This is a genomic window from Arthrobacter terrae (assembly GCF_015708085.1).
Classification (GTDB): Bacteria; Actinomycetota; Actinomycetes; order Actinomycetales; family Micrococcaceae; genus Arthrobacter_M; species Arthrobacter_M terrae.
Map to the genome: position 1 here is coordinate 1 of NZ_JADNYM010000007.1, position 21,318 is coordinate 21,318.

At 62.1% G+C, this 21,318-nt stretch carries 22 protein-coding genes and 1 tRNA gene; 15 read left to right on the forward strand and 8 right to left on the reverse strand.

Annotated elements, in window-relative coordinates:
• Nucleotides 1–167 precede the first annotated feature (167 nt).
• A tRNA-Arg gene (locus tag IV500_RS06515) sits at nucleotides 168–240 on the reverse strand.
• 186 nt (nucleotides 241–426) lie between these two features.
• Here IV500_RS06515 and IV500_RS06520 point away from each other — a divergent pair.
• Genes IV500_RS06520 through IV500_RS06540 form a run of 5 tightly spaced genes read left to right on the forward strand, consistent with a single transcriptional unit; the run spans nucleotide 427 to nucleotide 2,789 of the window.
• Nucleotides 427–960, forward strand: coding sequence for an Asp23/Gls24 family envelope stress response protein (locus IV500_RS06520; RefSeq protein WP_230854597.1), 534 nt, complete (start codon nucleotides 427–429; stop codon nucleotides 958–960).
• Nucleotides 957–1,148, forward strand: a complete 192-nt coding sequence (locus IV500_RS06525; RefSeq protein WP_196396010.1) for a DUF2273 domain-containing protein — start codon at nucleotides 957–959, stop codon at nucleotides 1,146–1,148. The genes IV500_RS06520 and IV500_RS06525 overlap by 4 nt, the downstream gene beginning before the upstream one ends.
• Entirely contained in the window at nucleotides 1,145–1,564 is a 420-nt protein-coding gene (locus IV500_RS06530; protein WP_196396011.1) for a hypothetical protein, read from the forward strand. The genes IV500_RS06525 and IV500_RS06530 overlap by 4 nt, the downstream gene beginning before the upstream one ends.
• Nucleotides 1,561–2,142 (forward strand): DUF6286 domain-containing protein, encoded by a 582-nt coding sequence (locus IV500_RS06535; RefSeq protein ID WP_196396012.1) that lies wholly within the window; start codon nucleotides 1,561–1,563, stop codon nucleotides 2,140–2,142. Before IV500_RS06530 ends, IV500_RS06535 begins: the two co-directional genes overlap by 4 nt.
• Nucleotides 2,139–2,789, forward strand: coding sequence for a hypothetical protein (locus tag IV500_RS06540; RefSeq protein WP_196396013.1), 651 nt, complete (start codon nucleotides 2,139–2,141; stop codon nucleotides 2,787–2,789). The genes IV500_RS06535 and IV500_RS06540 overlap by 4 nt, the downstream gene beginning before the upstream one ends.
• A 180-nt stretch (nucleotides 2,790–2,969) precedes the next feature.
• Here the strand turns inward: IV500_RS06540 and IV500_RS06545 are convergent, their stop codons facing one another.
• Nucleotides 2,970–5,114 carry a catalase gene (locus tag IV500_RS06545; RefSeq protein WP_196396014.1) on the reverse strand — a complete coding sequence of 715 codons (2,145 nt, stop codon included), beginning with the start codon at nucleotides 5,112–5,114 and terminating at the stop codon, nucleotides 2,970–2,972.
• Nucleotides 5,115–5,405: 291 nt separating this feature from the next.
• Between IV500_RS06545 and IV500_RS06550 the strand changes: the two genes are divergently transcribed.
• From IV500_RS06550 to IV500_RS06575, 6 genes are all read left to right on the forward strand, one after another.
• A complete protein-coding gene (locus tag IV500_RS06550) occupies nucleotides 5,406–8,090 on the forward strand; it encodes a molybdopterin oxidoreductase family protein (protein ID WP_196396015.1) in 2,685 nt (894 codons plus the stop codon).
• The gene (locus IV500_RS06555; RefSeq protein WP_196396016.1) at nucleotides 8,087–8,545 is read left to right on the forward strand and encodes a hypothetical protein; all 459 of its coding nucleotides are present in this window, start codon (nucleotides 8,087–8,089) and stop codon (nucleotides 8,543–8,545) included. The genes IV500_RS06550 and IV500_RS06555 overlap by 4 nt, the downstream gene beginning before the upstream one ends.
• Nucleotides 8,546–8,673: 128 nt before the next feature.
• Entirely contained in the window at nucleotides 8,674–9,795 is a 1,122-nt protein-coding gene (locus IV500_RS06560; RefSeq protein WP_196396017.1) for a YihY/virulence factor BrkB family protein, read from the forward strand.
• A 189-nt stretch (nucleotides 9,796–9,984) separates the two neighbouring features.
• The gene (locus IV500_RS06565; protein ID WP_196396018.1) at nucleotides 9,985–10,836 is read left to right on the forward strand and encodes a hypothetical protein; all 852 of its coding nucleotides are present in this window, start codon (nucleotides 9,985–9,987) and stop codon (nucleotides 10,834–10,836) included.
• A complete protein-coding gene (locus IV500_RS06570; RefSeq protein WP_196396019.1) occupies nucleotides 10,833–11,315 on the forward strand; it encodes a phage holin family protein in 483 nt (160 codons plus the stop codon). Before IV500_RS06565 ends, IV500_RS06570 begins: the two co-directional genes overlap by 4 nt.
• A 2-nt stretch (nucleotides 11,316–11,317) precedes the next feature.
• Nucleotides 11,318–11,893 (forward strand): DUF3618 domain-containing protein, encoded by a 576-nt coding sequence (locus IV500_RS06575; protein WP_196396020.1) that lies wholly within the window; start codon nucleotides 11,318–11,320, stop codon nucleotides 11,891–11,893.
• Between the two features lie 91 nt (nucleotides 11,894–11,984).
• Here IV500_RS06575 and IV500_RS06580 read toward each other — a convergent pair whose 3' ends face one another.
• Nucleotides 11,985–13,160, reverse strand: coding sequence for a zinc-dependent alcohol dehydrogenase (locus IV500_RS06580; RefSeq protein ID WP_196396021.1), 1,176 nt, complete (start codon nucleotides 13,158–13,160; stop codon nucleotides 11,985–11,987).
• Nucleotides 13,161–13,195: 35 nt separating this feature from the next.
• Nucleotides 13,196–15,379 (reverse strand): 4-alpha-glucanotransferase, encoded by a 2,184-nt coding sequence (gene malQ / locus IV500_RS06585; protein ID WP_196396022.1) that lies wholly within the window; start codon nucleotides 15,377–15,379, stop codon nucleotides 13,196–13,198.
• 156 nt (nucleotides 15,380–15,535) lie between these two features.
• On the opposite strand from malQ, the gene IV500_RS06590 reads away from it, so the two are divergent.
• Complete coding sequence (locus tag IV500_RS06590) at nucleotides 15,536–16,189, forward strand: SDR family oxidoreductase (RefSeq protein WP_196396146.1); 654 nt, start codon at nucleotides 15,536–15,538, stop codon at nucleotides 16,187–16,189.
• 284 nt (nucleotides 16,190–16,473) lie between these two features.
• A complete protein-coding gene (locus tag IV500_RS06595; protein ID WP_196396023.1) occupies nucleotides 16,474–16,689 on the forward strand; it encodes a hypothetical protein in 216 nt (71 codons plus the stop codon).
• On the opposite strand, the gene IV500_RS06600 is transcribed toward IV500_RS06595, so the two are convergent.
• Nucleotides 16,664–17,257 carry a GNAT family N-acetyltransferase gene (locus IV500_RS06600; protein WP_196396024.1) on the reverse strand — a complete coding sequence of 198 codons (594 nt, stop codon included), beginning with the start codon at nucleotides 17,255–17,257 and terminating at the stop codon, nucleotides 16,664–16,666. The genes IV500_RS06595 and IV500_RS06600 overlap by 26 nt on opposite strands.
• A gap of 127 nt (nucleotides 17,258–17,384) precedes the next feature.
• Here IV500_RS06600 and IV500_RS06605 point away from each other — a divergent pair, with 127 nt between their 5' ends.
• Nucleotides 17,385–18,482 (forward strand): SGNH/GDSL hydrolase family protein, encoded by a 1,098-nt coding sequence (locus IV500_RS06605; protein WP_196396025.1) that lies wholly within the window; start codon nucleotides 17,385–17,387, stop codon nucleotides 18,480–18,482.
• Between the two features lie 13 nt (nucleotides 18,483–18,495).
• Here the strand turns inward: IV500_RS06605 and IV500_RS06610 are convergent, their stop codons facing one another.
• Nucleotides 18,496–19,029: an SRPBCC family protein gene (locus IV500_RS06610; protein ID WP_196396026.1), complete on the reverse strand. Its 534-nt coding sequence runs from the start codon at nucleotides 19,027–19,029 to the stop codon at nucleotides 18,496–18,498.
• A 115-nt stretch (nucleotides 19,030–19,144) separates the two neighbouring features.
• Here IV500_RS06610 and IV500_RS06615 point away from each other — a divergent pair, with 115 nt between their 5' ends.
• Nucleotides 19,145–20,005 (forward strand): NAD-dependent epimerase/dehydratase family protein, encoded by an 861-nt coding sequence (locus IV500_RS06615; protein WP_196396027.1) that lies wholly within the window; start codon nucleotides 19,145–19,147, stop codon nucleotides 20,003–20,005.
• Between the two features lie 67 nt (nucleotides 20,006–20,072).
• Here the strand turns inward: IV500_RS06615 and IV500_RS06620 are convergent, their stop codons facing one another.
• Together IV500_RS06620 and IV500_RS06625 are read right to left on the reverse strand one after the other, a co-directional pair.
• Complete coding sequence (locus IV500_RS06620; RefSeq protein WP_196396028.1) at nucleotides 20,073–21,047, reverse strand: NAD-dependent epimerase/dehydratase family protein; 975 nt, start codon at nucleotides 21,045–21,047, stop codon at nucleotides 20,073–20,075.
• Nucleotides 21,048–21,101: 54 nt separating this feature from the next.
• Entirely contained in the window at nucleotides 21,102–21,305 is a 204-nt protein-coding gene (locus tag IV500_RS06625) for a hypothetical protein (RefSeq protein WP_196396029.1), read from the reverse strand.
• Nucleotides 21,306–21,318: the final 13 nt, after the last annotated feature.

The window sequence follows — 21,318 nt, forward strand, 5'->3', positions numbered from 1 at the left end:
ATCGAGCTCTGCAACCACCTCACCACCACCAAAACCCGCTATCCCGGCACCAATCTCATCCTGCGTTATCAAGTCAAAGACAAAGCATCATCTCGAAAAAATTAACTCGCTATATCCGGAGTCCTGAAGCTCCGGTCTGTGTTTTCCGCGGGTCCAGCCTCCCCGTGTGCCCCCGACGCGACTCGAACGCGTAACCTACGGATTAGAAGGCCGTTGCTCTATCCATTGAGCTACGGGGGCGACGAATGAAATAGTACTACGCGAGAACGCCCGGTCCCGAATGCTCTCCGCCGGAGCCACCCCGCATGCATCAAAAGGCATGACATAAATCACTCTGCTGGCGCCGTGCGGGTGGAGTCCGCTCCAGCGTCCTACTAGTGTGAGCATCACCACGATGTTCCACGGACCGATTCAGGAGTGAGTGCCTTGTCTAATCAACCGCAGACCCCGTCCACCGTTGCTAACAACACCCCGGCAAAGAGCAACCCCGCGAAGAACAGCCCGGTGAGAACCAGCCCTCCGGTGGGTTCCACGACCCTTTCCACCGAGCCAGGCCAGGGTCGGGGCAGCACCACGATCGCTGACGCGGTCGTTGCCAAAATCGCCGGAATCGCAACCCGTGAGATCCCGGGGGTCTACGCTCTCGGTGGTGGCGCGGCACGTGCCCTTGGGTCGCTACGGGACGCAATCGGGCAAAGCGATGTAGCGCAGGGCATTAGCGTCGAGGTCGGCCAAACTCAGGCCGCCGTAGACGTCACGCTCATAGTGGAGTACCCGCATCCCCTACAGGACGTTGCACGCAGCGTCCGGGATGCCATTTACACGGCAGTTGAGGACCTCGTTGGGCTGCAGGTGACGGAGGTCAACATCAGCATCACCGACGTTCATATCCCGACGGACGATGACAGGAACGCCAATGACGCGCATCAGGATACACAGAAAGAAGCCCGGGTCTCATGAGTACCACCGTGGCAGGTGTCGCAATCGGCGCGACATTGGCGATCACCGGCCTGGTCTTCGGATTCTGGGGCTTCCTGCTCGTCGCCATCTTCATGATTATCGGAGCGGTTCTCGGCAGGATCGCGGAGGGCCGGCTTGATTTCGGCGGGGTCGTAGACGCATTGCGCGGCAAGCGCTCCTCCTCATGAGTGTCGCGGTTCCTACGTCGGATTCCTCCGATACGTTGGGCAGCCCGCGTCCGCCATCTACGGTCCGCACACGAGCCGGCCATACCAGAATCACCGCGGGCGCCTTAATCCGCACGATCACGGCCGTGACGGCGGAGGCCTTCAGTATTCCGGTTGCCGATGTTAAAGCTTCGGTGGGCGACGACGGCGGCCGGCTCCGCATCGACCTTCGCCTTCCGATAGTTCTTCCGTCCTTTACCGAGGCGGCCCGACGGCCCGATCTCGTTCGTGCCGGCGGCGGCACAATGTATGACAGGGCGGACGCCGGCAGGTCCGCAGTGGCGGCCCGCGTCCGCGAGCTTACCGGCTCAGCGGTGGGGCGGATCGATATCCGGCTGACTGGACTTCGGCAAGAGGGGCAGGCGAAAGTCCGGTGAACCCACCAACCTACACGCGTCGTCTCACCCGGCGGGAAATGCATTCCTCACGCGCCGTTGCCGCCGTAATCACAGCCGTGGTGATCATCCTGGTGCTGGCTTGGCTGGGTACGGAAACCATTCTTTCCCTGTTAGGACGGCCACCCTTGCTGGTATCACCTCTGTCCATCGGAGGATGGGTTTCGGGTCTGCCGACAGCCACCGTACCCAGTGGGCTGGCAGCCGCCGGGGCCGGGATTGCGGTAGTGGGGTTGATACTCTTCCTGCTGGCGGTGCTTCCTGGCAGCAGGGGACGGCATGTGCTGCTGAGTGAAAGGAGCGCCGTGGTGGTCGATGACGACGTCGTCGCCGCCGCGATCTCCCGCGCCGCACGCCGCAGCGCGTCCCTGGTGCCGGAGCAGGTTAACACACGGATCAGCCGACGACGGCTCGAGGTCATGGTGTATCCCACCTCCGGCGTCCGCGTTGACTGCGAGTCCATCCGGGCAGCAGTGCAGGAGGAACTTTCCCGCTACGCTCTCCAACCCGCCCCGACCGTAAAGATCACCGTCAGCACTCGAGGAGCAGTGGGAGTATGAGCAGCACTCATCGCGGACTGAACCGTATTCTGCTGGGCGTGCTGGGCCTTTTATTGATGGCCATCGGCGGCGTCACTGCAGCAGCGGCGTTGGTGCCAGCGGCGGGTGCACAGTGGACCAGCACCACAACCGCAGCATGGAACTCGGTGCTGAAGATTTTCCGCAACGCTCCCGTTGGCACCCTCGATTTCAGCTGGTGGACACTGGCCGTTTTGGCGGTCCTGCTCATCGGCATTGTTCTGGCGTTTTGCTGGATATTTTCACAGGGCGGCGGCCACTTGGCCCGGATCGGCACCGCTGAGGCGGGCAGTACCGCCAGTGCCGGGAGTCAGGACACGCCTGGTTCAAAGACAGTGCACGGCACCACAACAGTGGAAAGCTCCGTAGCCGGTCATGGCATCCGTGCAGCACTGAAAGCCGACGACAGAATCCTTTCGACGTCCGTCTCGGCCTGGAATGTCCGGGGAACGGACGCACTAAGGCTTGGCATCCAGACGCGACAAGGCTCCTCGCCAAAGGAGATTGCAGACCTGGCGGAGGAAGCGGTTCATGGCCTTGACGAGTTGCTCGGAGTCGCTGTCCCGGTCTTGATCCGCATTCACAGCGGGCTGCGGAGTCGGTTCGCCGGCGCGGGAAGGGTCCGGTAAGCGGACACGTATGCCGTTGGCCTGCCTCCCCCGGAACCTCCGGTGCGCCCAGAATAGAAATGATGGTCTTTGAGTTCCGCACCCAGGGCGCAGCCTGATGCAACACCAGAGGACACAATGGAGTCCTATCCGACACCGCCCGGCACAACGTCACGCGTCAGAACACCAGGGAACACAACGTCACGCGCTGAACCGTTTCCAGACTCGATGTTCGGTGAGCAGTTCACCGACTCTGGTCACCACGTCCTCCGGCTCCCCGAGTACCAGCCCTGCTGCGGATAGGTCAATGGCGCCCGCTGCCAGAACTGCTGCCGCGCTTCCCCAGCCGCCGATCGCTTTGGCATGGCGGAAGGTTTCGGTAACCATCAGGAGTATCCGAGGATCCACTGGCTCCCCTGTCTCTGATGTGGCCAGCAGGAGAGCATCGAATTCCGTCGAATGTGCGGTTGCGTAGCTCCGCTGCACCGGCTCATCGGTATCCGTCAGCATCCCACCCGTTGGAGCGATGACCAGCGGCACCATGCCGGCAGCCGTTATCGCGTCGCGGGCAGTGAGAACTTTGTCCGCGTCGGTGCCGCTGTCAGTGACTATGCCGATTACGCGCCCGTCCGTCGGCCATTTCCGGCCAACCTGGGATACGGCCGGGCTCGGCTGCGGGTTACCCGGCTGCTGCTCCGGTTCGGGCACCGGCAGACCCAGGCCAGCGGCGACACCGGAGCAGAGCCCAGCATCAATGTTCGCCAGCGATTTCAATTGGCGTTCCCGGATAGCCGTCTCGTAGCACTTTCCAAGTTCAAAGGTGTATGCCTCAATGACGTGGGACTGCTCCACTGTGCTCAGACTGCGGTAAAACAGTGTGGCCTGGCTGTAGTGATCGTCAAAGGTGGCCGCTGCATCGCGGATCTTCACCCCCTCGGCCACGGGCTGCGGGATGTCGATGAAGGCGCCGTCCTGGCTGCCGGCGTGGAACGGGCAGCCGCCGTCCAGGGAATTCGGACGGTACGGGGCGACGCCGGCGTAATCGGCGCTCTGGTGCATCCCGTCGCGGAGCATATCGTTGACCGGGGCCTGCGGCCGGTTGATAGGAATCTGGGCAAAGTTCGGGCCCCCCAATCGGCTGATCTGGGTGTCGAGGTAGGAGAACATTCGGGCCTGCAGCAAAGGATCATTGGTGATATCGATGCCGGGTACCAGATGGCCGGGGTGGAAGGCCACCTGCTCCGTCTCGGCGAAGTAGTTCTTAGGGTTGGCGTTCAATGTCATAAGCCCCAACGGCTGGACCGGTGCCAGTTCCTCTGGAATGAACTTTGTAGGATCCAGCAGGTCAATACCTTCAAACATTTCATCGTCGGTATCCGGGAACACCTGCACACCCAGCTCCCAGGCAGGGAAGGCACCTGCCTCAATCGCGTTGGCAAGGTCGCGCCGATGAAAGTCCGGGTCTACGCCGTTGATCATTAGCGCTTCTTCCCAAACCAGCGAATGCACACCCAGACGGGGCTTCCAATGGAACTTCACTAAGGACGTCTGATCATCCGCGTTGACAAGACGAAAAGTGTGGACGCCAAAGCCTTCCATGGTCCGGAATGAGCGCGGGATACCCCGGTCCGCCATGAACCACACGGTGTGTGCTTGGGCCTCGGTATGGAGGGAGACGAAGTCCCAGAACGTGTCGTGAGCACTCTGTGCCTGCGGGATTTCACGGTCCGGATGTGGTTTGACTGAATGCACCACGTCCGGGAACTTAATGCCGTCCTGGATGAAGAACACCGGAATATTGTTACCGACCAGGTCAAAAGTGCCCTCGTCGGTATAGAACTTGGTGGCAAATCCTCGTGTATCCCGTACCGTGTCCGCCGAACCGCGAGAGCCGGCTACCGTGGAGAAACGCACGAAAACCGGAGTCTGAACATCCTTAGCCAGAAACCCCGCCCGCGTGATGCGTGTTCCGGTTCCGTAGGATTGGAAAATGCCATGCGCCCCCGCTCCGCGGGCATGGACCACGCGCTCGGGAATACGCTCGTGGTCGAAGTGGGTGATCTTTTCGCGCAGGTGGTGGTCCTGCAGCAGGGTGGGCCCCCGGGTTCCGGCCTTGAGTGAGTGATCAGTGTCGCTAAGACGCAGGCCCTGAGCCGTGGTCAGATAAGCCCCGGATTGGGACGCCGAACCTGCCGGAGCACCGGTAGGGACCCCCGTCGGAGAAACCATCTCCGGTCCGCGCTGGTCAGACTTCGGCGGCAGCGGGCTGTGCGGAACGGTTTGTTCTGGAACCTGCGGCGGCTGGGCTGCCGGCGCTCCGGGAATGGGCTTCTTGGATGACGACATATTTCCTCCTCGACGTTTACCACGTGGGCGCTGCCTGACCCCCGCTACAGTCAGCGTGCTTATCACCCTACGGCTCCCGCCCGGGCAGATTCAAGGAACGCCGGAGGACTATCCCGTACTCCCGCTGGGAGCCGCTGGGAAATACCTCCGCCTGGCGTATTCGGCTCACGTTCACAGTGCGGAAGAACATCCGCAGCGAGGCCAGAGGCAGAGCGCAAGGCTCGTAGGTATACCTCGTAGGTATACCCTGTTGGGAAACAGCTTGGTCACGGTGGTGGAAAGGCGAGCCCGATGATTGATCGTATTGCTGATATTTGGGGGACACGAACGCCGTATGCCCGTGGCGGACACTGGCCGGACCGAATAGACCAACTGCTGGCCGACGGCGTCATTGAGAGTGAGGTGGATCGCTGGGTTCAGTCGGCATGCGTACTGTGCAGCAACGGCTGCGGTCTGGATATAGCTGTCAAGGACGGCGCCATGGTGGGCGTGCGCGGCAGGGCGGCCGACCTGGTCAACCACGGCCGCCTGGGACCGAAAGGCCTCTTCGCCAGTTGGCAGGGCGTGTCAACCAAGGAAAGATTAACCCGGCCGCTCATTCGCGAAAACGGAACCCTCGTGGAAACCGATTGGGACACCGCCATGGACCGGATTGTGGAGCGCAGCGGCAAGCTGCTGGCGGAGAAGGGTCCGCTCTCGCACGCCTTCTACACCAGCGGACAGCTCTTCCTTGAGGAATATTATGCACTGGCTGTGCTTGGCAAGGCCGGTATCGGCACGCCACACATGGATGGCAATACCAGACTCTGCACCGCGACCGCGGCTGCGTCGTTGAAGGAAAGCTTCGGTTCCGACGGCCAGCCCGGCACTGCCGCCGACGTCGACGAATGTGATGCAATCTTTTTGTTCGGCCACAACGTCGCTGAAACGCAGACCGTCCTGTGGTCCCGCATACTGGACCGGCTCGGCGGCCCGGACCGGCCCGCCGTCGTCTGCGTTGACCCTCGCAGGACCGAAGTTGCCCAATTGGCGGACGTGCACCTCGCGCTCAGGCCGGGAACGAATCTGGCTCTGATGCATGGCCTGATCCGTGAGCTCTTTGTGCATGGCTGGATCAATGAGGAGTTCATTGCCGCGCACACGCTCAAGGTGGAAGATCTGTCCGCCGCAGTCGAGAAGTGGACGCCGGAGGCTGTAGCGGAAACCTGCGGGGTGGAGGCCGAGGACGTCCGTCGCGCTGCGGAAATTTTCGGCACCTCGGAGCGTGTCCTCTCCACCGTATTGCAGGGCTTTTACCAGTCCTCGCAGGCAACGGCCGCCTCCTGCCAGGTGAACAACCTGCATTTGCTGCGGGGCATGATCGGGCGCCCCGGCTGCGGAATACTGCAGATGAATGGGCAGCCAACCGCGCAAAACAACAGGGAATGCGGGGCCGACGGCGATCTTCCGGGCTTCCGGAATTGGGAAAACCCGGACCATGTCAATGAGCTCGCTGCTTTGTGGAATGTGGATCCGGCGGTTATTCCCCATTGGGCGCCACCCACCCATGCCATGCAGATCATGCGCTACGCGGAGCAGGGATCAGTCGGTTTCCTGTGGATTTCCGCGACGAACCCCGCAGTCTCGATGCCCGAACTGCCCCGGATCCGGGAAATTCTCGCCCGCGAGGAGCTCTTCGTCGTGGTGCAGGACCTCTACATGACCGAGACGGCCCAATACGCCGATGTGGTTCTTCCGGCCGCGGGCTGGGGGGAAAAGACCGGCACCTTCACCAATATCGACCGGACGGTTCATCTGTCTGAAAAGGCAGTAGAACCACCGGGCGAGGCCCGCAGCGACCTGTCCATCTTCCTTGACTACTCCCGGCGGATGGACTTCCGGAACAAGGACGGTAAACCACTGCTGGGCTGGGCCGGTCCGGAAGACGCGTACCGGGCCTGGCAGGAGTGCACCCGAGGGCGGCCCTGTGACTACACCGGGATCAGCTATGCGAAATTGCGCGGCGGCAGCGGCATCCAGTGGCCATGCAATGACGAACGCCCCGATGGTACGGAGCGGCTATACGCGGACGCTGATTTCCCAACGGACCCGGATTACTGCGAAAGCTACGGGCACGATCTGCTGACCGGCGCCACCGTAGGTCCGCAGGCCTACCGTGCGATGGCTCCCGGTGGAAGAGCGGTGTTCAAAACCGCATCGTATGCGCCGCCGCACGAGGAACCCGATGGCGACTACCCGTTCCGGTACACCACCGGCCGCACGGCCTACCACTTCCACACCCGCACCAAAACTGCCCGGTCCAAGCCACTGAATCGTGCTGCGCCGGATGCGTGGGTGGAACTGTCGGCGCCCGACGCGACCCGCATGGGCGTACTCGAGGGTGACATCGTCTCGGTGCGCTCACGCCGCGGCGAAATTGTGGTCCCGGTCCGGGTCGGAGATATTCGGGAAGGAACCGTCTTCGCTCCCTTTCATTACGGATACTGGGACGCGGGCGGCAGCCCGGACGGGCATCCTCGGGCAGCCAATGAGCTGACCATGACCGAGTGGGATCCGGTCTCGAAACAGCCGGTTTTCAAGAACGCCGCAGTGCAGGTCAAGCGAGTCGCTGCCGGCGCCGGGCCGTCCCCTGCTCCGACGACGACGGCGTCACGACCCGCCGGAACGGGCGCCTACGGTGCCAGTCACGGCAGTGCCGGTCACGACGGCGCCGGTCGCCACGGATCCCCTGACAGCAGATCCGCTTACGGCAACGGCGCCAATACAGGCCAGGACGGCTCTGCTGGAGACGGGGCGATTCCGGCAACAGCGATTCCAGCCACAGGGATTCCAACCACAGGGATTCCAACCACAGCGATTCCAACCACAGCGATTCCAGCCACAGTGATTCCAGCCACAGTTGGAGGACCGGACGCAGAAGTCCAGGAGACGTTCCCACTCCCTGGTGCGGACGGCAAGAACGGAGACCGGTCATGAAACTCCCGGTGTATCTTGGGCTACTGCGCAAGGCAGAGGCTATCTTGGCAGATTCCTACCGGCAGGTTGCCAACGGCCACGGCGAGGAACCCGACGTCCATTTTCTTTGCCTGACGCTCGCCAAGCAGTGTGACGCGCACGAGCAGACGCTGCAGGCCGTCGTCGACCGTTACGGCGAATCAGCGCCAGAGGATGAGCCGGAGCGGCTGCACGCGGAGGGTCTGTCCGAAACACGCAGCGGCCCGCTCGGCCTGCTGCGGGATTTGCAGGACCTCTATCTGCTGGCCAGCCTGGTCGACGTCACCTGGACCATGGTGAAGCAGGCGGGAGCGGGACTGCGCGATGAGCAATTGCTGGAGGTGGTCAGCCGCTGCGACCAGGAAACTGAAACCCAGTTGGGGTGGCTGCGCACGCGGATGAAGCAGGCCGCTCCGCAGGCGCTGATCGCAGCCTAATAGCGGTCGGCACCGTTTTCGCGGCGTTGCGAGGCCAGCAGGCACTCAGTAGGCTTAGCAGTTGACTGACGGCCTGATCCTGGCCACGGTAGACAGTGAATCCGGCCCCGGCCAGATGGAGGACTCAAATGGGCTCACACGGAGCAGAATCCAGCACCGCAAAAGCCAGCACGGCGCCGGATCCCGACGATGACCGAAAACCGGACACGCCGCAGCAGATAGACAAGCCCTCGTGGAAGTACATTGCGGGGAAAACGCTCCGGGAGTTCATCAAGGACCAGTGTCCGGACCTGGCCGCTGGCCTGACATTCCGCGGGGTATTGGCCGTTTTCCCTGCCCTGTTGGCGCTGGTTTCACTGCTGGGCGTTGTTGGACAGGCCGAAAAAACTACTGCGGCCGCCCTGGAAATCCTGCGGAAACTGGCACCGCAATCTACGGTTGACCTCATTGAGGGCCCGCTGAAGCAACTGACCCACTCTTCCAGTGCTGGTTTTGCTTTGATCGTGGGAATTCTCGTCGCATTATGGTCGGCGTCCGGTTATGTCACCGCATTCAGCAGGGCCATGAACCGGATTTATGAGATTGACGAGGGCCGGCCTTTTTGGAAGCTGCGGCCAATTATGCTCGCTGTGACCGCCCTGGCGATCGTACTGGTGGCGCTAATGGGCCTGATGTTGGTGCTCACAGGTCCCATTGCCCAGGCCGTGGGAGATGTCATCGGACTCGGCAGCACGGCCGTACTGGTGTGGAACATCGTGAAATGGCCGGTGCTGGTGATTCTTGTTGTGATCGTGATAGCAATCCTGTATTATTCCACCCCCAACGTCCAGCAACCCAAGTTCCGCTGGATCAGTATGGGTTCGCTGATCAGCCTGGTCGTCTTTATCCTCGCCTCACTGGGGTTCGCCGTTTATGTGGCGAACTTCAGCAACTACAACAAAACGTACGGAACGGTTGCGGGCGTCATAGTGGCCCTGCTTTGGCTCTGGATTCTGAATATGTCACTGCTTTTTGGAGCTGAATTTGATGCTGAACTGGAACGCGGCAGAGAGCTGCAGGCCGGAATTGCTGCTGAAGAAGCCATCCAGCTCCCCCCGCGGGACACCGAAGCGAGCGATAAGCAGCAGGCAAAGGCGGACAAAGAAGTTATCAAGGGCCGCCGACTGCGCCAATCCGCGGAGGGGGAAGAAGAAAGGAGCACGTCCACGGGAAAGCCCGCCGAGCCGGATTCCGGGTCTACGGGGAAATGACGCTTTTTCCTGCTGAACGTCTTGCTTTCATAAGCAGCCTTATGGTTAAGATTTGAGAGTAGGACCGAACGGGATCGACAGACGAATAGCTTCCCGCCCCACCACCAAATCACCCGTCGAGCCACCTCGGCCCGCCGCACGGCAGCCAACCGGCCGCCGGCGTCGGCTCACTCCCATGGAGGAATCACGATGAACACTAGCAATTGGCCGGACGATTCAACCTCGACAACCCCCAAGGCCAAGGACGAAGCCAAGCAAGTTGGCCGTGAGGGTGCCGAAGCCGGCGCACACGTCGCCCAGGCTGCTGGGGCTGAAGCCAAAAACGTTGCACACACGGCAGGACGCGAGGCCAAGAACCTGATTGGAGAGCTTGGCGATGACCTCAAGTCCCAGGCTGGGGCGCAACAGCAGAAGGTTGCAGAGGGGCTTCGGTCCATCAGCGAGGAACTCAAGGGCATGGCCGAGAACAATCAGCAGGACGCTGGCACGGCTACCCACTGGGTCCACGAGGCGGCCCGGCGGACGGGAGACGCAGCGGGTTGGCTGGACGAACGTGATCCCGGGTCCTTGGTTGACGAGGTCAAACGCTTTGCCCGTCGCCGGCCGGGCGCCTTTCTGGCCATAGCCGCCGGCGCAGGACTGCTCGCCGGCCGCTTGACGCGCGGACTCACCGGAGACTCCGGCGGACAGACAACGTCAGCGGCGCCCCAGGGAGGAACCAGCGGCTCCCTGCGCACAACGCTTCCGCCTGCCCCATATACCAGCCCTTCGGAGCCAGCTAAATTACCGCCAACACCCGAATATCATTTGGCGTCAGGCTCCGTCGCGGAAGCGAGCGGTACCGGCGGGCGAGCCGGAACGGCCGATGCCGGGCTATACGAGTCCGATGCTTCCCTTGACACCTACACCGGCGACGATGCAACCATCGGCTACGATGCGGCGTCGGGAGGTGTCCCGCCAACGGTGTATCCGCCGGTCCCCGGGCGCGTTGGCGAGAATGCTGACGACATTGCTGATGGTGATGAGAGGCGGCTGCCATGACCGATCCGGTGAACTCCTATTCAGGGACAGTGCCTTCAGGTGCAGTTCCCCCAGGCGCATCGAGCGAATTCGTGCCGGAGAGGGACAGCGCCGAAGAACGCGCCGCGTCAACGTCCCTCGGCGAACTGCTCGGTGAAGTCAGCTCTGATATTTCCACCCTGATGAGACAGGAAGTGGAACTTGCCAAGGCGGAATTGCGCGAGTCGGCTACGCGAGCCGGCAAGGGCGCCGGGATGCTGGCTGGTGCCTCCGAAGCTGCCCGCTTCTGCCTGCTTTTCCTCTCCGTGGCACTGTGGGCTGCCTTGGCCATTCCGCTTGGCGCGGGATGGTCTGCCGTCATAGTTGCCGTCATTTGGGCCATCATTGCCACGATTCTGGGCCTTGTGGGCAAGCGTGAGCTGTCAGCCATTCGCGGGCTTTCCCGCACTACCGAAACCATGCAGGAAATCCCCGCGGCGCTAAAGCCCGGAAAGGACTAGTCATGAGCCAGACACCAGAGGAAATTCGCCGGGAAATTGACAACACCCGTGGGCGGCTAAGCACGGACGTCGATGCGATGGCAGATAAGGTCAATCCAGCCAGCGTTGCGCACCGGCAGACGGAAAAGGTACGCAGCACGCTGCGCCAGACAAAGGAGCGGATTATGGGCTCTACCGATAACTCTTCAGACTCGGCACAGCCGACACTGCAGGACGCCGGCGAGACAATTCGTTCGGTTCCCGGACAAATCAGCAGCCAAACGCAGGGCAATCCGCTGGCCGCCGGTCTGATTGCCTTTGGTGCCGGCTGGTTGCTCTCCGCGCTCATCCCGGCCAGCGACAAGGAGAAAGAGCTGGCCTCGACAGTGAAGGACAAAGCCCAGCCCCTGGTTGATGAGGTTGGGCAGGCTGCGAAGCAGGTCGCCGACCACATGCAGGAACCGGCCCAGAATGCTGTGAACGAAGTCAAAGACAGTGCGGCAGAATCGGCGCAATCCGTGAAATCGGAAGCCACCTCAGCTGCCTCAGATGTTGGTGGCCGGGCAAAGGAAGCGCAGCAGAACGTGAAATCCAGCTGATTGATGGTCCTGGTGCAGCTGAGCATTCCTCAGCTGCCTCCCGCGTCCACCGGTGCCACCGGTTTTTACCGGCGGCGCCGGTGGACGCGGGTCAGGGCTTCAGCACCACCTTGATGCAACCGTCTTCCTTCTTTTGGAACTTCTGGTACATCGCCGGCGCTTGGTCCAGACCCACAGTGTCGGTGACCAGGTCCATCACTCCCAGCGGATCGGCGTCATTTTCGACCAAGGGCATCAGCTCATCCACCCACCGTTTGACGTTGCATTGCCCCATCCGCAGTTGGATCTGCTTGTCGAACATTGACAACAAAGGCATCGGGCTGACCTCGCCACCATAGACGCCGCTCACTGAGACAGTACCGCCACGCCTGACGGAGTCAACGGCGGCATGCAAGGCAGCCAGGCGGTCGACGCCCGCGGTCTCAATGGCCTTCTGCGCCAGCTTGTCCGGCAGGAAACCAACGACACTTTGGGCCAGGGCACCGAGCGGTGCGCCGTGGGCCTCCATACCGACAGCGTCGACTACCGAGTCGGGTCCCCTTCCATCTGTCAGTTCCCGCAACTGTTCTCCGATGTCCTTGGCGTACTCCATTGTTTCGACACCGTGCCGGTCCGCCATAGCCCGGCGTTCAGCCACCGGATCGATCCCGATCACCCGATAACCCAGGTGCCGGCCGATCCGGGATGCGAACTGGCCAACGGGACCCAGACCGAAAACGGCCATCGTGCCGCCGTCTGGTACGTCTGCATACTGCACGCCCTGCCAGGCTGTGGGCAGGATATCCGAGAGAAACAGATATCGCTCGTCAGGAAGTTCATGCCCCACCTTGACCGGTCCGTAATCGGCATGCGGTACGCGCAAGTACTGAGCCTGGCCACCCGGGACGGAACCGTACAACTCCGAGTAGCCGAATATTGCCGCTCCGGTGCCTTTTGACTTTACCTGCGTCGTTTCGCATTGCGACTGTAACCCGCGCAAACACATGTAGCAGTGGCCACAGGCAATATTGAAGGGAATGACAACACGATCACCCTTATGCAGTCCGGTGACAGCCGATCCCACTTCCGCCACAATGCCAATCGGTTCGTGTCCAAGGACATCGCCCTTGTGCATGTATGGACCCAGCACCTCGTATAAATGCAGATCGGAACCACAGACGGCGCTGGAGGTGACCTGGACTATGGCATCCGTCGGTTCTTGGATAATCGGATCCGGCACCTCTTCCACGCTCACCGAACGCTTTCCCTGCCATGTCAAAGCTTTCACCAAAGCCACCTCATTCCGGGTCGGATTCTTAGCTGCTAAGTATGCTGGCGTCCCGATATGGCCGCAACCAAGGAGGCCAGGCGCTCGTTCCCGGGGAGAGCATCCAACAAAACCACCTTTCCGTCCGGACCGGCCAGTGGAATACGCCAGTTCGGGTACTCATCGCTGGTGCCGGGCTGGTTTTGCGTGCGGGTCTCTCCCACCGCATCCACCAACGCGACTCCAAGGAGGGACGATGGCGTCGCAGCAGTGAACTCATAGAGCGCTTCCACGGTGCTGCGAACCTCGTTTTCGTTGAGCTCCCCCGATGCATCCGGGGCAGGGTGGCCCGGAGCCAAAAACCCCCGGGAGCGCAGCAGCTCAAAGACGTGTCCCTGCGCAGCGGCATCCGCCGCGCGCTCCTGCTCAACCGGCCGGTTGAGCAAACCCAAGGACTCGCGCAGCGACACATGCTCGCCGGCCAAGTAACCCGCGGTCGGTGGCAGGTCATGGGTATTTACGCTCGTCAGGCACGCCTGGCGGTATTTTTCCGGCGGCAATGGCCCATCGTTCTCGCTTTCAAACCACAAAATCGATGTGCCGAAGATGCCCCGCTCCGCCAAATAATCCCGCACCCAAGGCTCAAATACTCCCAGATCCTCGCCGATCACCACTGCCCCGGCCCGCTGAGCCTCCAGCGCAAGAATACCGATGAGTGCCTCATGGTCATAGTAGACGTACGCCCCTTCGCCCGGGCCGGCACCTTCCGGAATCCACCAGAGCCGGAAAAGGCCAAGAATATGATCCACTCGAATGCCCCCCGCATGCCGCAGAAGATTACGCAGCATATCCCGGTACGGTGCGTAGCCTGCTGTTTCCAGCGCGGACGGATGCCACGGTGGCTGTGTCCAGTTCTGGCCCTGTTGATTAAACATGTCCGGCGGCGCTCCAACGGTAACCCCGCAGGCCAGCACATCATTGAGCATCCAGGCATCCGCGCCATGAGTGTCGACCCCCACGGCCAAATCATGCATTAGGCCAATGCCCATGCCCGCATCCTTCGCGGCCCGCTGCGCCGCCTCCAGTTGCTGGTCACAGATCCACTGCAGCCACCGGTAAAACCCAATCCGGTCTGCAAGCACCTCCCGCTGGGCCCGAGCACCGGGCGTATCCGGACCGGAGAATTCGGTGCTCCACTGCGGAGCATCGGCCGGAAACCTCTCGGCCAAAGAGCACCAGAGAGCAAAATCGTCTAATCCCCGGCCATGAAAATTAAGGAAGGCATTGAACTGCACAGAACGCGCCGGCCCCAGTTTCACGGTATGAATGAGTTCCAGAGCAGCGAGCTTTGCCGTGTAGGTCGTGTCCCTGTCCAGCATCCCGGCGTTGTAATTGGCCGGGTGCAGGGACGCCGCCAACCGCTCCACCTCGGTCCGGTCGCCAGCAGAAAGGTAGGCGTACTCGGGGATGTCCTCAACTCGAATGTACAGCGGGTGAAAGAACCGCCGGCTACTGGGCAGATACGGCGACGGTTCCACCGGCGGTACCGGATCGCCCGCGTGCAGGGGGTTGACCAGCACGAAACCGGCACCGTATTCCGCACCTGATATCGCCGCAAGATCGGCCATATCCGCGAAATCGCCGATCCCCCAGGAACGCGAAGACCGCACGGAATACAACTGGGCCATCAAGCCCCAACTGCGCTGACCGTTCGAGGAGGCAGTAGCCAACCGCGCGGGCGTGACCACCAGTCCGCATTCGGCCGTGACGTCGTCGTACCCCGCGTGCAGAACGTGCCAGCCCAGCGGCAACTGCTCCGGGACCGCGAAGAGCAGCCGTGAAGTCGGGACGCCGGCAACAACGCGTAACTGTGGGTCCCCTGCGGGCCGGCGCACTTCATACCGGCTACCGTCCTCCGCGATAATCCACACCTGAACGTCACTGCCAGCGCGGGCGTGGACAGTAACATTCTTTTGCTGCCCTTCATGAATAACGACGACGGACGGCAGTAGTCGCTGCCAGGGGCCCGTCTCTGCGGCAAGCAACGACCCCTCAATGTCCTGAACGGTGCCGGTCTGGACGTCCATGGCCGCGAGAACTTGCCGCAAGGTCGTTTCCGATACGTCACGTTCAGCCCCATCCCAGCCACGAAAGGAAGTTCCGACGCCGTGGGCCCGAGCCAGCCTCAGCAGCGCCTCGGGAACGCGCGGTATTTGGCTAGATTTCTGTGCATCATCCATGGCCCCACTCTATTAGCTGCACCGCTTTGGCCCGGCACAATAGAGCCGAAGCAGAACCCCTACCCGCCTGGCACTCCCGGTGGTCCTGACCGGATGCTTATGTCTACAGTGGTAGGGAAGACCATCTGACAAAGGAAGACTATGGAGGGAAACGTTATGGCACGTATCGCCATTATTGGAGGACACGGGAAAGTCGCCTTGGAACTGGCGCGCATCCTCACGTCTACAGGGCATCAGGTCAGCTCATTTTTCCGTAATCCCGACCATGCTGCCGAGGTCTCCGCAACGGGCGCCACCACCGTCGTCGCGGACATCGAACAGCTCACCGCGCCCGAGCTGGCCAGCAAGATGAAGGGCCACGATGCTGTCGTCTTTGCGGCCGGAGCCGGCGGTGGCTCAGCCGAGCGTACCTATTCTGTGGATCGGGATGCAGCGATCCGCTCAATGGATGCCGCCAAAGCTGCCGGAGTTGGCCGCTACGTGATGATTTCCTATTTTGGCGCCAAACCTGATCATGGAGTACCGGAGGACAACAGTTTCTTCCCTTACGCGGAGGCCAAGGCCGCTGCAGATAGTTACCTGAAGGAGACGGATCTGGCGTGGACTATCCTGGCGCCCAGTACGCTGACCATGGATGAAGGAACCGGACAAATTGAAACTGGTGCCGATCTGACGGGCACTAACGTCGCCCGCCAGGACGTGGCCCACGTCGCCGCGGGAGTCCTTATCCGCCCGCACACGACCGGAAAGGTTATTCCCTTCAACAATGGCAGCACGCCGATCGATCAGGCGCTGGATGCGACAAACTGACAAACGGGCTGGCCAACAAACTGCAGTGTGGAAGCGGAACATCGTTCGCTCCTTGCTGAGTCCTTATGGCAGTGACTGGGCTGTCTCTGAATCCCCAGCCGCACCGTGCTGCTGATCACTAAACGCTGCTGTACTTGCATTCGCTGTCTGTCTGCCCCATACTCGTAATTGCCCGTTTGGAAGCGGGCGTATTTTGCCTTCGACAGCGTCGTCTTGGACACAGAAAAATCGGCTTCACGGACCAGCTATCTATGCTGGGACGGCCATCGAATACGGAAGTAACAATGATTGAAACAGCCAATGATCTGAGCCTACGGGTCACGGTTACAGACAAGGCCACCATGGATGCCGAGCTTAATGCCGCGGTCGAGATGTCGCGCGAGAAGGCCATGCACGCACGCCACGGCGTTCTGATCACCCGGCACGCGTCGGATTTGTTCACGGTCTCCGTCAGCGAAGAAGTTCCCTATGGCACTACGCAGGAAAAGCACGCCTGGTAGCTGCACCGGACTGTCTCCAGTCCTTGATCAGCAGGGCATAGATCAGTTCGCTGGTCCATTCGCCTTTCAAGAAATAGTTCTCGGCTAAGAGTGCCTCCCGTCGCATACCCAAACGCTCACAAACTGCCGCCGATGCTGTATTGCGCTCGTCCAGCCGCGCCTGAACGCGGTGGAAGTTCAGCTTCCCGAACGCCAGCTCAAGGACGGCTGCAGCCGCCTCCGTGGCAAACCCCTTGCCGCGGGCATCGGGGATAAGGGTCCAGCCGATTTCGCCTGTCTTCGATGCGCCTTCCGCGCTAAGGTCCCATTTTAGCGCGATTTCGCCCAGGAAGCCTGGTGTGTCCGCTCTTTCGATGGCGAACGACGCCCAATCCCCCGGTTTGTCGAAGCTGGAGTCTACATACATCGCGATTCGCGCCATGCATTCGGTATAGGTCCGTGGTTCATTCAGCAGATAACGGGCAGTCTCCGGGAGCGACTGGTATGCGAAAAACGGGTCGAGGTCCGCTCCCGTGAAACGACGTAACTTTAGACGTTCGGTGGTCGGCGGCAAGGGGTATTCAGCCATAATCTTCAGCGTACAGGGCGCGGACAGAACGGGATTCCTTTCATTTTTCGGATGCAGGGGCGCAGTCCAGCCGCTACGCTGAAAGCTGTTGCATGCTTGCTGTTGCTGTCCTTGCGGAAGAGCGATTATGAATATCCTGCGGATGATGCCAAAGGCCACCGACGGCGAACCCGTCCAGCCGCGGCCAGACTGGTCCCAAGCGCAGGCTGGGTGGCCCCTCGCCAGCGGTAGGTCCGTGCTGAAGGCCGTCAGCGCGGCAGGCCTTGCAGCACTGGTAGCCGTGTCGGCGGCCGGAATCCTGACCGCTGCCGAAGGACTGCTCGCCGCTCGACGGCTTATGCCAAGGGGACCAGTAAATATTCTCAGTCCAGCGGAACTATTCGGTAGCGGAGACGGTGAGGATCCGATCACGCTTGCGTTGCTCGGTGATTCTTTGGCAGCGGGGTTTGGGGTCGGGACGCCTGAGGAGACCGTGGGCGTCCTGCTGGCCAACGGGTTGGCAACGGCTGCCGGCCGCCCAGTGAAGCTACAGAATTTCGCTGTTCTCGGCGCCGAATCGACTGACCTTCCGGCCCAGCTTGGGCAGATGCGCGAAGCCGGCATTTATCCGAAGGTAGCTCTCATTATTATTGGCGGCAATGACGTCATGCATCTTCGCAGAATTGATGCGGCGCTTGCGGCGCTTGCGGATACGGTGCGGGAACTGCGGCGGCTTGGCTGCCAGGTGGTGGTGGCCACCTGCCCGGATATGGGCACCGTGGGTCCAATCCTCCAACCACTTAGGTTCCTGGCCCATTGGGTCAGCCGGATGCTGGCAACGGGCCAGACGATAGTGGTGCTGCGCAACGGGGGTCGGACGGTCTCGCTGGGTGATTTAGTCGGGCCGGCGTTTCGAATGGACCCTGTCCTGATGTTTTCGACCGATCGGCTGCACCCGTCCGCGCGCGGTTATGCTGAGGCGACCCGTGTCCTGCTGCCGAGTGTAATAGCCGCGGCCGGATACGGTGTTGAAGCGTCGGGGAGGGTGCCGCACCGGATCTACAACAAGAGTCAACGCCGCCCACTGGCGTGGTTTGCGTTCAAAGCCTCCCGCGGCGCCGGCGTTGAGGTCAGCGCCGTCAAAGCGGCCGACGGCGGCAGCGTTGCCGTGCGAACCCGGACCGCCGGCCGATCCAGCAGCCGGGTCCGCCGCTTGGTTCGGCCTTTCCGGCCGGCCACAGCATAGGCTTCAGCCGGAATCAGCCCTCCACAGCGGCCTTGAGGGTCTTCAGCGTCTTCTTGATATTTCCGCTTTGAAACTGCGCGAACGTCCGGCCGCCGGTGACCACAGCATCAAAGCCCCTTGCCAGCAGATTGGGCCATGCGCGCCTATCGTCAGTCCAGCTTTCCGTAACCCGTGTCTGAGTATCAGCGGCTTCAAAGCTGTACTCCCAGGTAGCGATCCGTCCGCGCAGGCGGGGAATTTTCGCCCCGATGGCGTGCACCTTAAATGCGAATCGGCGGCCGGGTTCAGCCGCCGTGACGGTGCACCGCGTGGTCCAGCCAAAACGTCCGCGCTTATTCCGCCCGTCAAAGACCATCCCCACATATGCCTCAGCTGCGCCGCCTTCCCGTCCGGCGTCGCCACGGCCGGTCCGTCCGTTGTGGACGGTCGCGCCCAGGTTTTCCGGGCTCCACTCTCCCATCCGCGTGACGTCGCTGATCCGTTCATAGAGGGACAAGGGATCAGCACGGATGAGGATGCTTTCCGAAACCATAAACGTGCGCTTCATGCGGGGACTCTCTCGATAGACCATTTAGCGTCACCTTACAGCGTCAAAGGGACCCAGGATGGCGCGTGCCGGCCCGTCGCGCTGCCGCCCGCGCCACCCTAGTAGACTGTCATCCATGACGGTGCTAATGGCGGGATGCGGCGATTTGGGCACCGAGGCAGGGCTGCGCTTCGCCGCCGCCGGACATCGCGTCCTGGGTTGGCGCCGCCGCCCGCAAAACCTTCCCGCCGGCATCGAAGGATCGGCTGTGGACCTGACGCGTGCCCTGCCGCCGGTCCCGCCGGAGACCCGCATCGTCGTCGTCGCGGCTGCTGCGGGTCAGCGGACGGTGGACGCCTACCGGGCCGCCTACGTGGATGTGCTGACCAATGTCCTTGATGCACTGGACCGCGACCGCGTCCGGCCCGAACGGATTCTTGTCATCTCCTCCACCGCTGTATATGGGGATTCCGGCGGCGACTCCATCGACGAGAGCACACCGGCGGAACCGACGACGGCGACCGCTAAAGTGCTGCGGACGGCGGAGGAACTGCTGCACTCACGGCATCCGGACGCCGTCGTACTTCGCCTAGCCGGGATTTACGGACCCGGTCGGACGATGCTGATAGACCAGGTCCGCAATGGCACGGCCAGGCATCCGGACCAGCCGCAGTTCACCAACCGTATCCACCGCGACGACGCGGCAGCCGCCATTGTCCATCTGACCACGCGCGTGAGCGAGCCGGCGAACATGTATATCGGCGTCGATGACTGCCCGGCAGAACTCGGCAACGTACTGGGGTTTTTGGCTGCCGAACTTGGGCAGCGGATGCCGCCGAAGGAAGCCGGTCCCGCTGGTGCCCCCGGTGCCGCCCCGCGCGCCAACAAACGCTGCAGCAATGCGCTGCTCCGCAGCACGGGCTTTGAGTTTGCCTACCCGAGCTTCCGCGAAGGATACCGCGCCATACTGGCCGGCCAGGGAACCCGGCACCGTTGACATCCGCTCCGGACATGGAGCGCGTGAACCTGAGCCCGCTACCTGACGGATGGTTGATACGACGTTGTCAGTGGCTTCCCGCGCCCGGAGTCAGGACTAATTGGCCGGCGTCGCGGAGCCAGTGAACCGCCTCGGCGACCGCCTGCAGGGACGTGTATCGCGGCTCATAGCCCAGTATCTGCGCGGCTTTCGCGATGCTCATGGATGGACTGCGCGAGATGTGCTCAAAGCTGACGTCGGCGTGCCCCGCGGCGGTCAGCTGCCGGAATTGCTCAAACGGCACAAATTCGAGGTTCGCTTCCTTCCCGAACCAGCGTGCCGCTGCCTCCGCGAAGCCCCGAAGCGTGAGCGCCCGCGGCGAAGTGATATGGAAGCTTTCACCGATGGCCGATGGCGGCGGATCGAGTGCGAGCGCGAAAGCCTGGGCAACGTCGTCAGCATGGACATGATGCACCGTCTCGAGGCCGAAGTTCGCCAACGTGACGCGCTCCCCCGCTGCGAGCTGCTGCCAGACTCCGAGATCCAGATTCCCGGCAGGATTAATCACCGGCCATCCCGGCCCGCTGATATGCCCGGGATGCAGGACCACCGAGCGCAGGCCCCGATTGCGGGACTCGTCGTGCAGAACCGCTTCGATAGCCGCCTTGCCGATGCCGTAGGACCCAAGGGAATGGCGTGCTGCGTCCTCGGTGACGGGCACCTCCACCGCCGGCCCGTGCACCCAGATGCTCCCGCAGGACAGCAGCGTGGTCCCGCTCCTGCGCAGCGGTTCCACGAGCTGCCGGGCCGACTCAGCGGTGAAACACACCATATCGACCACGACGTCGGCTTTCAGATCCGCAATGCGGCCGACGAAGGTGCCGGCCGCGTCCTCTGCCTCGCGGTCTGCGGTAATCCGCACCACCTGCTGCCATGCCGGATCCTGGCGGTATGGGGACCGCAGTCCCCTGCTCATCGCCAGTACTTCGTGCCCTGCCCCGACGAGCCGGGGAATCAGGTACCCGCCCACATGCCCGGTGGCGCCGATGACGACAATTCTCATGTTCACCTCCAGACGGTCCGGAATCCGATAGGGTGAGGTCCCGCGGACACGCCGTTAGCGGCGCACGACGACCTCTTCGCCGTCCAGGAATTCATCTTCCATGTCCCAGTCAACCTCTTTTGCGCTGACGTCGGCATAATCATCGGCCGGGTCATCGTCGCGAAAATGACCCGGCGGGAGATATCGGCGTGTGGCCTTAGCCGTTAAGGAATCAAGCTCTGCAGTGGGGGGCGTGCGGTCTGTCATTTCGGATGCCATGAGGTGTCTCCAA

Excerpts from the sequence above, each read along its gene's own strand:
- IV500_RS06525 (WP_196396010.1), top strand. The coding sequence starts at position 957 with ATGAGTACCACCGTGGCAGGTGTCGCAATCGGCGCGACATTGGCGATC.
- IV500_RS06530 (WP_196396011.1), top strand. The coding sequence starts at position 1,145 with ATGAGTGTCGCGGTTCCTACGTCGGATTCCTCCGATACGTTGGGCAGC.
- IV500_RS06540 (WP_196396013.1), top strand. The coding sequence starts at position 2,139 with ATGAGCAGCACTCATCGCGGACTGAACCGTATTCTGCTGGGCGTGCTG.
- IV500_RS06545 (WP_196396014.1), bottom strand. The coding sequence starts at position 5,114 with ATGTCGTCATCCAAGAAGCCCATTCCCGGAGCGCCGGCAGCCCAGCCG.
- IV500_RS06550 (WP_196396015.1), top strand. The coding sequence starts at position 5,406 with ATGATTGATCGTATTGCTGATATTTGGGGGACACGAACGCCGTATGCC.
- IV500_RS06555 (WP_196396016.1), top strand. The coding sequence starts at position 8,087 with ATGAAACTCCCGGTGTATCTTGGGCTACTGCGCAAGGCAGAGGCTATC.
- IV500_RS06560 (WP_196396017.1), top strand. The coding sequence starts at position 8,674 with ATGGGCTCACACGGAGCAGAATCCAGCACCGCAAAAGCCAGCACGGCG.
- IV500_RS06565 (WP_196396018.1), top strand. The coding sequence starts at position 9,985 with ATGAACACTAGCAATTGGCCGGACGATTCAACCTCGACAACCCCCAAG.
- IV500_RS06570 (WP_196396019.1), top strand. The coding sequence starts at position 10,833 with ATGACCGATCCGGTGAACTCCTATTCAGGGACAGTGCCTTCAGGTGCA.
- IV500_RS06575 (WP_196396020.1), top strand. The coding sequence starts at position 11,318 with ATGAGCCAGACACCAGAGGAAATTCGCCGGGAAATTGACAACACCCGT.
- malQ (WP_196396022.1), bottom strand. The coding sequence starts at position 15,379 with ATGGATGATGCACAGAAATCTAGCCAAATACCGCGCGTTCCCGAGGCG.
- IV500_RS06590 (WP_196396146.1), top strand. The coding sequence starts at position 15,536 with ATGGCACGTATCGCCATTATTGGAGGACACGGGAAAGTCGCCTTGGAA.
- IV500_RS06595 (WP_196396023.1), top strand. The coding sequence starts at position 16,474 with ATGATTGAAACAGCCAATGATCTGAGCCTACGGGTCACGGTTACAGAC.
- IV500_RS06600 (WP_196396024.1), bottom strand. The coding sequence starts at position 17,257 with ATGGCTGAATACCCCTTGCCGCCGACCACCGAACGTCTAAAGTTACGT.
- IV500_RS06605 (WP_196396025.1), top strand. The coding sequence starts at position 17,385 with ATGAATATCCTGCGGATGATGCCAAAGGCCACCGACGGCGAACCCGTC.
- IV500_RS06610 (WP_196396026.1), bottom strand. The coding sequence starts at position 19,029 with ATGAAGCGCACGTTTATGGTTTCGGAAAGCATCCTCATCCGTGCTGAT.
- IV500_RS06615 (WP_196396027.1), top strand. The coding sequence starts at position 19,145 with ATGACGGTGCTAATGGCGGGATGCGGCGATTTGGGCACCGAGGCAGGG.
- IV500_RS06620 (WP_196396028.1), bottom strand. The coding sequence starts at position 21,047 with ATGAGAATTGTCGTCATCGGCGCCACCGGGCATGTGGGCGGGTACCTG.
- IV500_RS06625 (WP_196396029.1), bottom strand. The coding sequence starts at position 21,305 with ATGGCATCCGAAATGACAGACCGCACGCCCCCCACTGCAGAGCTTGAT.